At 65.8% G+C, this 13,029-nt stretch carries 12 protein-coding genes and 1 pseudogene; 7 read left to right on the forward strand and 6 right to left on the reverse strand.

Going from position 1 to position 13,029, the window contains the following annotated elements:
* The first annotated feature begins 53 nt into the window (after positions 1-53).
* Positions 54-1,379, forward strand: coding sequence for a tetratricopeptide repeat protein (locus OHA40_RS12940; RefSeq protein WP_330233283.1), 1,326 nt, complete (start codon positions 54-56; stop codon positions 1,377-1,379).
* On the opposite strand, the gene OHA40_RS12945 is transcribed toward OHA40_RS12940, so the two are convergent.
* From OHA40_RS12945 to OHA40_RS12970, 6 genes and pseudogenes are all read right to left on the reverse strand, one after another.
* A complete protein-coding gene (locus tag OHA40_RS12945; protein ID WP_330233284.1) occupies positions 1,369-1,935 on the reverse strand; it encodes a TetR/AcrR family transcriptional regulator in 567 nt (188 codons plus the stop codon). The genes OHA40_RS12940 and OHA40_RS12945 overlap by 11 nt on opposite strands.
* A pseudogene (locus OHA40_RS12950) lies at positions 1,935-2,356 on the reverse strand (VOC family protein). The gene OHA40_RS12945 and the pseudogene OHA40_RS12950 overlap by 1 nt, the downstream one beginning before the upstream one ends.
* Positions 2,357-2,761: 405 nt before the next feature.
* Positions 2,762-5,068, reverse strand: coding sequence for a 5-methyltetrahydropteroyltriglutamate--homocysteine S-methyltransferase (metE, locus tag OHA40_RS12955; protein ID WP_330233285.1), 2,307 nt, complete (start codon positions 5,066-5,068; stop codon positions 2,762-2,764).
* 268 nt (positions 5,069-5,336) lie between these two features.
* Complete coding sequence (locus OHA40_RS12960; RefSeq protein ID WP_330233286.1) at positions 5,337-6,209, reverse strand: 3-hydroxybutyryl-CoA dehydrogenase; 873 nt, start codon at positions 6,207-6,209, stop codon at positions 5,337-5,339.
* Between the two features lie 397 nt (positions 6,210-6,606).
* Positions 6,607-7,896, reverse strand: coding sequence for an isocitrate lyase (gene aceA / locus OHA40_RS12965; protein ID WP_330233287.1), 1,290 nt, complete (start codon positions 7,894-7,896; stop codon positions 6,607-6,609).
* Positions 7,897-9,094: 1,198 nt separating this feature from the next.
* Positions 9,095-9,478: a hypothetical protein gene (locus tag OHA40_RS12970; protein ID WP_330233288.1), complete on the reverse strand. Its 384-nt coding sequence runs from the start codon at positions 9,476-9,478 to the stop codon at positions 9,095-9,097.
* 220 nt (positions 9,479-9,698) lie between these two features.
* Here OHA40_RS12970 and OHA40_RS12975 point away from each other — a divergent pair, with 220 nt between their 5' ends.
* The 6 genes from OHA40_RS12975 (at position 9,699) to OHA40_RS13000 (ending at position 13,004) form a co-directional block, all read left to right on the forward strand.
* Positions 9,699-10,583 carry a Scr1 family TA system antitoxin-like transcriptional regulator gene (locus OHA40_RS12975; protein WP_330233289.1) on the forward strand — a complete coding sequence of 295 codons (885 nt, stop codon included), beginning with the start codon at positions 9,699-9,701 and terminating at the stop codon, positions 10,581-10,583.
* Positions 10,580-10,777 carry a DUF397 domain-containing protein gene (locus tag OHA40_RS12980; RefSeq protein ID WP_330233290.1) on the forward strand — a complete coding sequence of 66 codons (198 nt, stop codon included), beginning with the start codon at positions 10,580-10,582 and terminating at the stop codon, positions 10,775-10,777. The genes OHA40_RS12975 and OHA40_RS12980 overlap by 4 nt, the downstream gene beginning before the upstream one ends.
* 55 nt (positions 10,778-10,832) lie before the next feature.
* On the forward strand, positions 10,833-10,946 hold the full coding sequence (locus tag OHA40_RS12985) for a DUF397 domain-containing protein (RefSeq protein WP_330233291.1): 114 nt from the start codon (positions 10,833-10,835) through the stop codon (positions 10,944-10,946).
* 36 nt (positions 10,947-10,982) lie between these two features.
* On the forward strand, positions 10,983-12,095 hold the full coding sequence (locus OHA40_RS12990; RefSeq protein ID WP_330234030.1) for an IS630 family transposase: 1,113 nt from the start codon (positions 10,983-10,985) through the stop codon (positions 12,093-12,095).
* Positions 12,088-12,234, forward strand: a complete 147-nt coding sequence (locus tag OHA40_RS12995) for a DUF397 domain-containing protein (RefSeq protein WP_442943994.1) — start codon at positions 12,088-12,090, stop codon at positions 12,232-12,234. Before OHA40_RS12990 ends, OHA40_RS12995 begins: the two co-directional genes overlap by 8 nt.
* Before the next feature lie 479 nt (positions 12,235-12,713).
* Positions 12,714-13,004: a hypothetical protein gene (locus OHA40_RS13000; protein WP_330233292.1), complete on the forward strand. Its 291-nt coding sequence runs from the start codon at positions 12,714-12,716 to the stop codon at positions 13,002-13,004.
* The last annotated feature ends 25 nt before the right edge of the window (positions 13,005-13,029 follow it).

Here is a 13,029-nt window from a genome sequence, read left to right on the forward strand (position 1 = left end):
AACTTGTGCGAAAACGATTCGCACCGCAAGGTGGCGAGGCTGGATGGGAACACATGCTGAAGCGGCCGCCGGACTTGGCCTTCGACCTCGGCAAGATGCACCTGCGGCGCAACGACCTGGCGGCCGCGCGCGAGGCGTTCCAAACCGCGGTCGCTTCCGGGCACCCGGACTGGGCTCCGCTCGCCGCCGCCGAGCTGGGCGATCTGCTCAACGCGTTGGGTGACAAACCGGCCGCGGAGGGCGCCTATCACGTGGCGGTCGACTCCGGCCACGCGGACGCATCGCCGCGGGCCGCGTACCATTTCGGTCTGCTGCTGGCCGAGCGCGGCGATGCCGCCGCGGCCGAGGCGATGTACCAGCGCGCGGCCGAGTCCGGGCATCCCGACGCGGCGCCGCGCGCCTGGATCAATCTCGGTTATTCGCGGGCCAAGCGCGGCGATTCGGACGCGGCGCGCGCGGCTTACGAGCAGGCGATCACCTCCGGCACCGGCGAGATCGCCCGGCTCGCCCTGTCCAACCTCGCCTACCTGCTGCGCACCGAAGGCGATACGGATGGCCTGAAAGCCGCCTACCGCGCCGTCATCGACGACTGGCCCGCCGATCAGGCGCTGGTTGCCGCTGGTGATCTGATACAGCATTTGAGCGACGCCGGAGACCTGGCCGGAGCCAGGGAGGCCGCCCGCTTCTTAGCCGAATCGGACGATCCGGCCCTCGCCGCGCGGGCCAGCTTCGACATCGGGGTGTTCAGCAGCATGCTCGGCGACGCGGAGACGGCGCTAACGGCCTTCCAGCGCGCACTCGATTCGACAGACGCCGAAGCACGCACCAGAGCGGCCGACGCGCTCGCGCCGATCTACCACGAGCGGGCCGCGACCGTGCTGCGCGAGACCGACTGGGCGGGGCTGGCCCATGCCCAAGGCTCCGCCGCCGACGCACCCGTCATGCTGGCCGACCTGATCGGCGACGACGCCGATGACCGCTCACGCGGCATCGACTTTCTGTATTCGGCGGTACTGCACGAGGATTCGGTCTACTCGGTCACCGCGCCCGCGATCCAGGTCGTGCTCGGCGCCCTGCTGCACGAGCGCACCGATGTGAGCTACGCCCGCGCTTGGCTCAGCGAGCCGCAGCCGCTGCGCTTGGAGCTGCTGAACTGGCTGCACGAGGTGATCGCCACCGCCGCATGGCAATCCGCCGCCGAGGATGACGACGCGCTCACCCCGGCCGACCGCGCCGCCGCGGCGGCCTGCATGGCGCTGGTACGCGACATTCGCGGCGCCGCCGCGGCCGCGCTCGCCATGGCGGAGACCGACTCGGTGGCAGGCGCCGCCACCGAGGTGCTCGCGATGCTCAGCTCGCTGCCCGTGGTCAGCGGGTGATCGCGCGCAGCACGGCAGCGACCGACTGTTCGGCGAGTTCGTCCGATAGCGGCAGATGTCCGAACAGCGCACGGTAGTAGATCGGCGCGGCGACCGCGTCGAGCACGAAATCGAGGTCTATTCCCGGGTCGACCTCGCCGCGCGCGATAGCCGACCGCAGCGCGGTCGCCGTAGTGCGCCGCCGCGGTTCGAAAACGGTGGCCAGGAAGTGGGCACGCAGCCGCTCGTCTCCCGCCAGGTCGGCGACCAGCGCGGGCAGCACCCGGTGCAGGCAGGTATCGCGCAACGAGGCAACGAGATCACGCATGGCGAGGCCCAGATCGGCGCGAAGGTCGCCGGTGTCCGGGGTCGGATGCAGACCGAGTAGGTCGGCCACGACGTCCACCACCAAGTGGCGCTTCGACGGCCATCGGCGGTAGATCGCCGGGCGGTGCAGGCCCGCGCGGGCGGCGACCTGGCCGATGGACAGGTCGGCGTACCCGACCTCGTCGAGCAGCTCGCGCGCCGCGCTGAGCACCGCGGCGTCGATGCGATCGTCGCGGGTCCGTCCCGCCATCAGAAGACCGGTCGCGGCATCAGCACCACCCGCCAGCCGTCCGGATCGGGAAACGTCAAGCCGCCGTTCGCCGCCCAGAACGGGTTCTCGGCAGGCACGGGTTCGACGCCGAATTCGCCGAGCCGCTGGGCCACGTCGTACATGTGGGTCTCGCCCTCGAAATAGAGGACGAGGAGATTCTCCGCGCTCGGCCATCGCCGGCACTGCCGTCCACGTGCGAGGTGAACTCCAGGTGATATCCGGTCCCTGGCAGTCCGAGCATCACGCCGTCGTAACCCGCGTGGTCGGCGAATCGGTAGAGCTCACGCAGGCCGAGACCGTCCACGTAGAAACGCACCACCTCGGCGAGCCGGTCGGTTGGTCGCGCGATCCGGACCTGCGCGACACGCAACGAGTCCGGCCAGGCGTTGTCGATATCCATCACTGTAACAATACAGTACGAATCGTACTGTATTGAATCTACGATCGAGTCCCACTGAACAGGTGGAGGGCCGCCTCCGGTTCGATCGAACGCGAAGACGGCCCTCGTATGCACTGGGTCCGCCCAGTCGGCGCGGTCGGACGTAGGGGCGTCCTCAGCCTCGCGCACGGCCGCAGCGAAGGCGGAGGTACGCCCAATGGACACGGTCGGACGTAGTCCGTCCTCAGCCCCGCGCACGGCCGCAGCGAAGGCGAAGGTACGCCCAATGGACACGGTCGGACGTAGTCCGTCTTCAGCCCCGCGCACGGCCGCAGCGAAGCCGGAGGTACGCCCAATGGACACGGTCGGACGTAGTCCGTCTTCAGCCCCGCGCATGGCCGGAGCGAAGGCGGAGGTACGCCTACCTCACTCGGCGGATTCGACGCGCCTGCGGATGCGGCGCGCCGCGGCGACCATATTGCGCAGCGACGGCTCGAGCTGCCAATAGTGTCGCGTCTTCAGGCCGCCGTCCGGATTGGCCCACAAGCGGTGCGGCGTCACGGCTTCCGCTGCCGCGGTGAGCAATTCGTCCAGCTCGTCGATGTCCGGGATGCGCGCGGAGCGGCTCTCGTACACGCCGGGGCCGACGCCGTGACTGAGCCCGTGCCCGGAGGCGCAGTCCTCTTTCAGCGCCCGCAGCACCCACTCGATGGAGCGGGTCGCCACGATCGCGGTGACGTCGGCGTCGAGTTGCTCGATCGCCTCGACCACCTCGGCGCGGCCGGAATAGCCGATGTGCGTGTGGATCTGGGTCTCGGCCTGCACACCGGAGGTCGCCAGCCGGAACGCGCCGACCGCCCAGCGCAGGTACTCCGCCCTGCCCTCCGGGCGCAGCGGCAGCATCTCCCGGATCGCGGGCTCGTCGACCTGGATGATCGAGATGCCCGCTTTCTCCAGATCCACCACCTCGTCGCGGATGGCCAGCGCCACCTGGTCGGCGGTCTCGTGCAGCGGCTGGTCCTGCCGGACGAACGAACGGGCGAGCATGGTGACCGGCCCGGTCACCATGCCCTTGACCGGCTTGTCGGTGAGCGATTGCGCGTAGCTGATCCACTCCACCGACATCGGCTCCGGCCGCGACACGTCACCGTAGAGGATGGGCGGTCGCACGCAACGGGATCCGTACACCTGCACCCAGCCGAAGTGGGTGGTCGCGAAGCCGTCGAGCAGCTCGGCGAAGTACTGGATCATGTCGTTGCGCTCGTGCTCGCCGTGCACAAGCACGTCCAGGCCGATGTCCTCCTGCAGCCGGATCGTCGCCTCGATCTCGGCCTCGATCCGCTTGCGGTACTCCGCGTAGGACAACCGCCCCTCACCGAGTTCGTAGCGCGCCTGGCGGATTCGCGTGGTCTGCGGGAAGGACCCGAGCGTGGTGGCAGGCACCGGCGGCAGGTTCAGCTTCTGCTGCTGCGCTTCCCTGCGGACCTCGTAGGACTCGCGCGAGCGCATGTCCGGCGTGACCGCGTACACCCGTTGCCGCACCGCGTGCTTCTGCTTGAAGTGCACCTCGGTCGGCCGCTTGCGCCACTTCTCCGACGGACCCTCGGTGAGCGCCTTGGCGAGCGAAACCACTTCGCCGACCTTCTGTTTCGCGAACGCGAGCCGGTCGGCGACATTGCCGTCGATGTCGTACTCGATGAGCAAGTCGTATGGCACGTGCAGCAGCGTGGTCCCGGTCGAGACGACCAGGTCCGGACACACCTGAGCGAGCTCGTTGAGGTACTCCAGGGTCACGTAGCGGTCGGCGCGCCACACGTTGCGGCCGCTGATCACGCCGGCGTACAGGCGCTTGCGCCGGATGCCGGGCACCTTCGCCAGATCCTCCGGACGGATCCGATGACTCGCCAGGTCGAGGCCGATGGCCTCGACGCCGGTGGCGGCCAGGATGGTCAGCGCCGCACCGAAATCGCCGTACTGCCCGGTGACCAGGATGCGCGGGCGCAGCGGCGCTTTGGACAGCCGCTGGTAGGCGGTCTCGAAAGCGGCCAGCTCGGCGGGCGTGCGCTCGCTGGTGAACGCGGGCTCGTCCAGCTGCACACACGTAGAGCCGCGCTTGGCGAGGATTTCGAACAGCTCCTCGTAGACCGGCAGCAGCTTGTCCAGCAGGCTCAGGATGTCGAATCCGCCAGGCTCACCGGGGATGTGCCCGGCCTTGGACAACAGCAGCAGCGACACCGGGCCGATGACGACGGGCCGCAGTTCGATGTCTCGAAGCTTCGCCCGGTCGAATTCGTCGAGCAGGGCCTCGGGGTGCAGCGAGAACTCGGTGTCGGCGTCCAGTTCCGGCTGGCGGTAGTGGTAGTTCGTGCCGAAGAACCGGACCAGCTCCAGCGGTGGAAGGTCCGGGCGGCCGCGCGCCATCAGGAAGTAGAAATCCAGTGGGTGCATACCCTCCCGGTACGGCTCGAACCGCTTGGGCATGGCGCCGAAGAGCAGCGCGTTGTCCAGCACATGGTCGTAGAACGAGAAGGTATTTCCGGGGACCTGGGTCAGGCCGGTGGCGGCCAGCTCGTTGAACTGGGTCTCCTGGATATCGCGCCCGACCGCCAGCAGTTCGTCGCGGTCGATCCCACCGTGCCAGTAGGACTCCAGCGCCCGCTTGAGCTCGCGATGCGGCCCGATCCTGGGATAACCGAGAATGCTCGACCCGTAGCCGTCGATCACGTTCACCATGAGCGGGAAATCCCCTTTCAGTGTCTGATTTGCAGCGCCTGTGGCGCTGCGTGTTCGCGGCCCCTCTTCGGCTCGTGTCCGAGCGAGCGAGACTCGCGCCTACGGCGCATGCGCTTCGCTCACTCGGACACGAGCCGGGCCGCGAACGGTGCTCGTAAGACTCGCACCCGACAGGGCTGGGAGGGAAGGATCAGGCGGTCGGAGTCCGGCGGTCGCCGTCGCCCGCACTCTCACGTTCGACGAAGGTCCTCCCGGCATGGTCGAGAACCTAGCGGTTGTTGTATTGGTAGAAGCCCGCTCCGGTCTTTTTGCCCATCAGTCCCGCCTCGACCATACGCATGAGCAGCGGCGGGGCCGAGTACAGCGGCTCCTTGAACTCCGAGTACATCGAGTCGGCGATGGACTTCACGGTGTCCAGGCCGACCAGGTCGGTCAGCGCCAGCGGGCCCATCGGGTGCGCGCAGCCGAGCACCATGGCCTTGTCGACGTCTTCCTTGGTGGCGAAACCGGATTCCACCATGCGGATGGCCGACAGGAGGTACGGCACCAGCAGCGCGTTGACCACGAAGCCGGAGCGGTCGGCCGAGCGGACCACCTGCTTGCCGAGCACTTCGCCGGCGAAGGCCTCGGCCCGGGTGGAGACCGACTCGCTGGTCTTGAGCGTGGTGACCAGCTCGACCAGCGGCAGCACCGGGACAGGGTTGAAGAAGTGCATGCCGACCACGCGCTCGGGGTTCGCCGTGGCGACCGCGATCTTCATGATCGGGATGGAGGAGGTGTTGGAGGCCAGCACCGCCGACGGGTCGGTGACGACCTTGTCGAGTTCGGCGAAGATGCTCGTCTTCACCTTCTCGTCCTCGAGCACCGCCTCGACCACCAGCTGGCGGTCGGCGAAGTCGCCGAGGTCGGAGGTGAAGCGCAGCCGCCATGCGGCCTGTTCGCGCTCGCGCTCGGTGATCTTGCCGCTGCTCACGCCACGATCGAGCGACCGCAGGATCCGCGCGCGGCCCGCGGCAGCTAGTTCCCGGGTCTGCTCGTACACCAGCACGTCGATGTGCGCGCGTGCACACACCTCCGCGATTCCTGCGCCCATTTGTCCGGCGCCGATGACACCGACGCGTTGGATCTTTTCGCTGCTCACGTCCCGCTCCTGCTGGGTTGTCTGGCTCTGGGGTGGCTGGTCTGCGAAGGTGTCGCTCCGGTGTGAGCGAGCCCCTTCGATGGTCCAAGGTATAGGGATGCCCTCCCCGCCGGGGCTGTTCAGCGGGGAGGGCAGTACACCCCTACCGGAGTAGAGGATTGTCGGTATTCACGTCGGGAAAACCTCACTGTGTTCGATTTGCAGCGCCTGCGGCGCTGCGTGTTCGCGGCCCCGGGAAGGTCTCGCGTCCGAGCGACCGAGGCTTGCGCCTACGGCGCATGCGCTTCGGTCACTCGGACGCGAGACGGGCCGCGAACGGCGCTCGATAGCCTCGCGCGTTGTGGCTGAGTCAGCCACGACGCTCCCTGCTTTCGATCGCATGAGGTGCTCGCCCAGCTCAGTGGAACTGGCCCTCTTCGGTGGAGCCCTTGAGGGCGGCCGTCGAGGTGTTCGGGTCCACGGTGGTGGCGATGGTGTCGAAGTAGCCGGCGCCGACCTCACGCTGGTGCTTGATGGCGGTGAAGCCACGCTCGGCGGCGGCCTTGAACTCGCGCTCCTGCAGGTCGACGAAGGCGGTCATGCCCTCGCGGGCGTAGCCGTAGGCCAGGTCGAACATGCCGTAGTTGAGCGAGTGGAAGCCGGCCAGGGTGATGAACTGGAACTTGAAGCCCATCGCGCCGAGCTCACGCTGGAACTTCGCGATGGTCGCGTCGTCCAGGTGGGCCTTCCAGTTGAAGGACGGCGAGCAGTTGTAGGCCAGCAGCTGGTCCGGGAACTCGCCACGGACGGCCTCGGCGAACTTGCGCGCGACCTCGAGGTCCGGCACGCCGGTCTCCATCCAGATGAGGTCGGAGTAGGGGGCGTAGGCCTTGGCACGCGCGATGCAGGGCTCGATGCCGTTCTTCACACCGAAGAAGCCCTCGGGGGTGCGGGTGCCGTCCAGGAACTCACGGTCGCGCTCGTCCACGTCCGAGGTGATCAGGGTGGCGGCCTCGGCGTCGGTGCGGGCGATGATCACCGACGGGACGTCGGCGACGTCGGCGGCCAGACGCGCGGAGGTCAAGGTGCGGATGTGCTGCTGGGTCGGGATCAGCACCTTGCCGCCCAGGTGGCCGCACTTCTTCTCGGAAGCGAGCTGGTCCTCCCAGTGCACGCCCGCGGCGCCGGCCTGGATCATGGCCTTCTGCAGCTCGTAGGCGTTCAGCGCGCCACCGAAGCCCGCCTCGGCGTCGGCCACGATCGGGGCCAGCCAGTTGGACACGGTGGTGTCGCCCTCGACCTTGGCGATCTCGTCGGCGCGCAGCAGCGCGTTGTTGATGCGGCGGACCACGGCCGGAACCGAGTTGGCCGGGTACAGCGACTGGTCGGGGTAGGTGTGGCCGGACAGGTTCGCGTCACCGGCGACCTGCCAACCCGACAGGTAGATGGCCTTCAGGCCGGCGCGGACCTGCTGGACCGCCATGTTGCCGGTGAGGGCGCCGAGGGAGTTGATGTAGTCCTCGTTGTTGACGAGATCCCACAGGATCTCCGAACCACGACGAGCGAGGGTGGCCTCCTCGACGACGGTGCCCTGGAGCTTCGACACCTGCTCCGCGGTGTAGTTACGGGTGACGCCCTTCCAGCGCGGGTTGGTGTCCCAATCCTTCTGGATTTCCGCAGCGGTCTTCGGGGTGCCGGCAGTCGACATCTGTGACTCCACTTCCTCGTTCGGTCGATGCCCAACGGTCGAGCTGGCAACAACTCGAACTGCTGGAGCGGCAATTTGCAGGCTTGCTAGGGCCTTGGGGTGTACTTCCACACGATGGCACACGAAGAAATAGCCGTCTACCTGTCACTAATGTGAATCTGAGCTAGGTTTGGGGGCCCTTTTGCTAACTCTGCAAAATTTGCCATTGAATTGCAAAGGCGAAATCTACCAGCCGGTAGCCCTGACATGCGGTTTTAGCGTAACGCTCGTACTGTTAGCGGACCGCCAGCGGGCCACCCGTGCCACGTCCGCCCATTCCCGGCTGTGAGCACCTTCACAACTTCGCTGTGGTGTGCACCACGCGCGGGCGCGACAGGGATCGCGGGGTACCAGCCGACATATCCGCTCATGCCGAGCAGGAGCGTGAACGCACGCGTACCGAGACCCACGCTCGGCTGCGCAGCTCTACACGCGTGCGGTAGTCGGATGTGCCGCCTCTTAGTCAGGACTTCCCCAGAGGCGATGCTGTCGCGCCGAGTCAGGGGTGATGCGTCCAGCCGCGACCAATGCCTCGAACGCAGCGCGCTTACGCGCACAGTCGTGTTCCCGATGCAACTGCATCGCGCGATGGGCATCAGCGAGCGTGAGCGGTTGATCCGGTCGATCGCACGTCCACGCCTTCGGCCACACCACCGGGCGCAACAAGCAACGCCCTCGGCCGGGCTTACTGGCGGGGCCGGGGCCACGCGGCCGACCGACCGGCCACACACACGCCACCCCGACCATGGCGAACACACCACCCCCGACCACGGCGAGAACGCTCTCCACCCTGTGCCACGCGCCCACGGCCGCTCGCCTTTCGCAGCGCAGCCGTTACCCGGGTTGGTCGCCGGTAGCGCTAGCCTCGCGAGCCCGTCGAGGACTTGCTGGAAGGTCATGACGTCCGGGATCCCGTCGCGGGGATGCCCGAGCTCGGCGGCGTCGATGGGGAAAGCAATACCGCGACTGTGAGCACGTTCTCGCGGGCTCAACTCCTGCGGCACGATCCGGCCACGACGCACCAGCGTGTAGTAAGCGACCCACTTCCACGCACACTGCTCGATGCGGCACGCACGGTGGAGCCGCATCTGCCGGTGTGCCAACTTGACCTCGGCCGAACCGCAGATCCTCGGCGGAGTGACGATCGTATCTTCGTTCATCACGCGACCCCTGCCTCCGCGCCCGGCTTGGGCTGCGCTGAACGCGTCCAAGTGCCCTGCGGGCAAACGGTTTCCAGATCGAATCCCGCATCGCAGACCAATGCGGGCTGGTTGTCCACATGCCCAAGATCGAAAACAACGATCACCTCGACCTCGAGCCCAGCGGCGATGCTGAGTACATTCCGGATCGGATCGCCAACGTCGGCCGGTGGCCGCACGGTGTAGAGGTGCTGGTAGCCGAGCGTGAGAGCGTGCCGCTGCACCTCGGCGGCATGGCGTGGCGTGTCCGGACCCGACACTTCACTACGAACGAACGCAATGGCTTTTGTCTTGTTCTTCAATGGGTTTGGCGGTGGCGAAGCAATGGCGCGCGTGTCTGTCATGGTTCCCCCAGAACCTGGTCGATGTGCTGGCTTCATGAGCGTCCGGAGCGTTGCCGCGTGGTGCTGCACCCTCGGCAGCTCCTCTCCAGGCGCATGATCCAGCTCACACCTGTGCGATCAAATCCACAATCGCAAGATACAAAATAATTGACTGTGAAAAAACGTACTACTATGGCGCGAGATTGGAATCTTCCCCTGGTCAAGGCAAGGAGGACATCCCATGCCCGCACAGCCCGCCGCCCCGTCGGTCCCTCGTCGTCAGGTGGCCCGCATCCTGTCAAAGCTGCATCGAGAGTCCGGGCTCTACATCAAGGACGTGGCGGAACAGGTCAACCTTCACCACGCCACCGTGACGAAGATGCTCAAGGGCCAGCCGTGCAAGCTCAAGCCGATCTACATCGACAAACTCTGCGACATCTACCATGCGACACCCGAGACCAGGGCTAACGTGAAAACCCTTGCCGCAGAGGCCGAATCGGCTCGCGGCTGGTGGCATGCTTTCAGCGACACGGAGTCGACAGACAAGCTGAGCACGTATATCGCCCTGGAAGGCACTGCCAGTGCCCTCATGATGTACCAGAGCGCTCGTATCCCTGGCCTACTGCAAACCGAGGACTATGCCCGCGCCCTGCTCCGCACCAGCCCCGAGTTGACGCCCGAGGAGGTCGAGCGCCACGTCCAAGTCCGTATGCGCCGACAAGCAGTTCTCACCGAATCCCAGCCGAGGTTTGACGCAATACTCGACGAAAACGTGATCCGCCGCGCGCTCGGCGACCCGCAACTCGCCAGCGGTCAACTGCGCCACATCATCGAAGTCTCCGCGCTGCCCAACGTCAGTATCCGGCTCGTACCCTTCGACGTCGGCATCTATCGCGGTATCGAGGCAGGACCGTTCATCATCCTCGAATTCGCCGAGACAGCCGACCTCGAACCGGAGCCCCCAGTCGTTTACATCGAAGCCGGAGTCGGGAGCGCCTTGTACTTCGAGAAGCGCGAGCAGGTGGACCGGTATCGTCACTCTTGGGGCGCCATAGAGTGGTCTGCGTTGAGCGCGGCCAAGACCCGCGCTTACTTGTCCAAGATCGCGAAGGAGTTACCTCGGTGAACGCCGAGTGGTTCAAGAGCAGCTACAGCACCCAGACTGGTGAATGCGTTGAAGTCGCCTTCCTTGACCACGGGATGGTCGGAATGCGCGACAGCAAGAACCCGACTGGCCCGGCGCTGGTCTTCACTCCAGGCGCATGGGACGCCTTCACCGCTGGCACAACCAGCGGCGAGTCCAACCGCCCGACTGCCTGACACCGGCAACGAGATCGCGAGACCTGCTCAGGCGGGTAGCAAGGAGTTACGAGGCGTGAAGACCGACCTATCCGGGGCGAACTGGTTCAAGAGCACCCACAGCGAGAGTGGGGGCCAATGCGTCGAGGTCGCCTGGCTAGTGCCTCGTCCAGGTAGGTTGCCCTGGTAACCGGGTGTCGGGTTGATCGTGGACGCGTGTCCGGTGATGCTGCCAGTGGAGGTGGTGTCGGTGGCCCGGAGGCCGGAAGTGTTTGTGCGGGCGGTGACCCCGGAGGAGGGGCGCCGGTTGCAGAAGATCACCAAGACGAGCAAACAACCGGTCAGGACGCGACGAGCGATCGTGGTGATGGCCTCGGCGCAGCGGCAACCGGCCCCCGCGATCGCGAGGTTGATGCAGGTCAGCGAGGCGTATGTGCGGCAGGTGATCCACGAGTTCAACGAGCGGGGGTTCGAAGCTCTGGACCCAAAATGGAGCGCGGGCAGGCCGAAGAAGGTAGATCGGGCGACGCGTGAACGCATCGCTTGTATCGCCCGGTGCTGCCCGCGTGATCTGGGCTGGCCGTTCTCGGTGTGGAGCCTGTCGAAACTGCGAGAAGTGTTGCTGACCAACGGAATCGCTGAGATCAGCCGCGAAACTCTGCGCAAGATCCTCCACGGCGAGGGGGTGTCGTGGCAGGCGGTCAAGACCTGGAAAGCGGGCACCGACCCGGAGTTCACCGCGAAGATGAACCGCGTCCTGGACCTCTATGACCATCCACCCACCGATGGGCGGGTGGTCTGCGTGGACGAGTTCGGGCCGCTGAACTTGCAACCCCGCGCTGGTCGTGGCTGGTTCGGGCGACGAACCCCGAAACGGTTGCGGGCGACCTACCGGCGCACCCAGGGCGTGCGGCACCTACTCGGCGCTCTGGATCTGGCGACCGGCAAGATCCACTACCGGATCCGGGATCGTAAACGGTGGCAGGAGTTCCTGTCGTTGCTGAAGTCGCTGCGGGCGCGCTGGCCCGGACAGAAGCTCTACGTCATCGCCGACAACTTCTCCCCGCACAAACGAGCCGAGGTCCGCACCTGGGCTGCGGCCAACAACGTGGAACTGGTCTTCCTACCGACCTATTCATCGTGGTTGAACTGGATCGAGTCCGAATTCGCGGCTCTACGCTACTTCGCCTTGAACGGCACCGATCACCGCAGCCACGACGAACAGGACGCCGCGATCGGCGCCTACATCCGCTGGTACAACCAGCACGCCCGACCCAAACGCGACTTCGCCGTCAACTCCAAGATCCGGCACCCTGATTACCTACCGAAGGTTGCTTGACGAGGCACTAGACAGTGACCGCGTCGGCATCCGCGACTCGAAGAACCCAACCGGCTCTGCGCTGATCTTCACGCCACGAGCATGGGACGCCTTCACCGCTGGCGTGACCAGCGGCGAGTTCAACCGCCCGGATGCATGACCCAAACTGCACGGTGCACAGAACAGCCTCGGAAGCTGGCGCGCCGGGGCTGTTCTACGAGCATGTGGCAATCATCCGATGAGGGTTCAGGCGTAGTTGTACTCGCAGGACCGAACACACACCGCCCCAGCACAGCCCATCCGAGCAAAGCCATTACCCCTCGTCGACATCAGCGCACGCTGTCGTTTCCGCGAGCCAGAGACCCACTCGTGCAACAACTTTCGACCTTGACCATGCGGAAGTCGATATGTAGCCTGATCTGAGGACCCATCTCGGAATATGGGTCCGAAAGATACGGGGGAACAATGCACTCGAGGCGCTGCCATTCGAATACGCAGTTATGGAAATTTCTCGGAGCTGTTCTGATCATGTCTGCTGGATGGATTTTGGGCGCTGGATCTGGTGTGGCAAACGCCGGTGTCGGCAGCTGCGACGTCAACGTTCATAACGTGCATCAATCCAAAGGTTCACCCGGCCTGATGGACGTCAAGGGTACGCTCGTCTGTCAGGGCGAGGTCGAACGCGCAGATGTGTTCATATACTACGTCAAAGTCGACGGGGCGGAGTGGGTCCGCATCGAGAGTAGCATTGCCCAGAGAACTGTGTACTCACCTACGCCTGGAAAGAAGTACACCGTCATGTCGCAGAACGGAACTCCCTGTGCCCCAGGGGAGTACATCGGAGTAGCAGAAGGGTATCTCACCGTAGACGGCAAGACAACGAAGAACTATCAGAATGGGTTCGGGCCACGATCGACAGTGACCTGCTGATTCGCTAGCAAAAAGGAGGTGGGTA

This window comes from Nocardia sp. NBC_00508 (genome assembly GCF_036346875.1).
In the GTDB taxonomy this organism is placed as follows: Bacteria; Actinomycetota; Actinomycetes; order Mycobacteriales; family Mycobacteriaceae; genus Nocardia.

Bases quoted from the DNA above. Each gene is read 5' to 3' on its own strand.
- OHA40_RS12940 (WP_330233283.1), top strand. From the start codon at position 54: ATGCTGAAGCGGCCGCCGGACTTGGCCTTCGACCTCGGCAAGATGCAC.
- OHA40_RS12945 (WP_330233284.1), bottom strand. From the start codon at position 1,935: ATGGCGGGACGGACCCGCGACGATCGCATCGACGCCGCGGTGCTCAGC.
- metE (WP_330233285.1), bottom strand. From the start codon at position 5,068: ATGGTGAACGTGATCGACGGCTACGGGTCGAGCATTCTCGGTTATCCC.
- aceA (WP_330233287.1), bottom strand. From the start codon at position 7,896: ATGTCGACTGCCGGCACCCCGAAGACCGCTGCGGAAATCCAGAAGGAT.
- OHA40_RS12970 (WP_330233288.1), bottom strand. From the start codon at position 9,478: ATGACAGACACGCGCGCCATTGCTTCGCCACCGCCAAACCCATTGAAG.
- OHA40_RS12975 (WP_330233289.1), top strand. From the start codon at position 9,699: ATGCCCGCACAGCCCGCCGCCCCGTCGGTCCCTCGTCGTCAGGTGGCC.
- OHA40_RS12990 (WP_330234030.1), top strand. From the start codon at position 10,983: ATGCTGCCAGTGGAGGTGGTGTCGGTGGCCCGGAGGCCGGAAGTGTTT.
- OHA40_RS13000 (WP_330233292.1), top strand. From the start codon at position 12,714: ATGGACGTCAAGGGTACGCTCGTCTGTCAGGGCGAGGTCGAACGCGCA.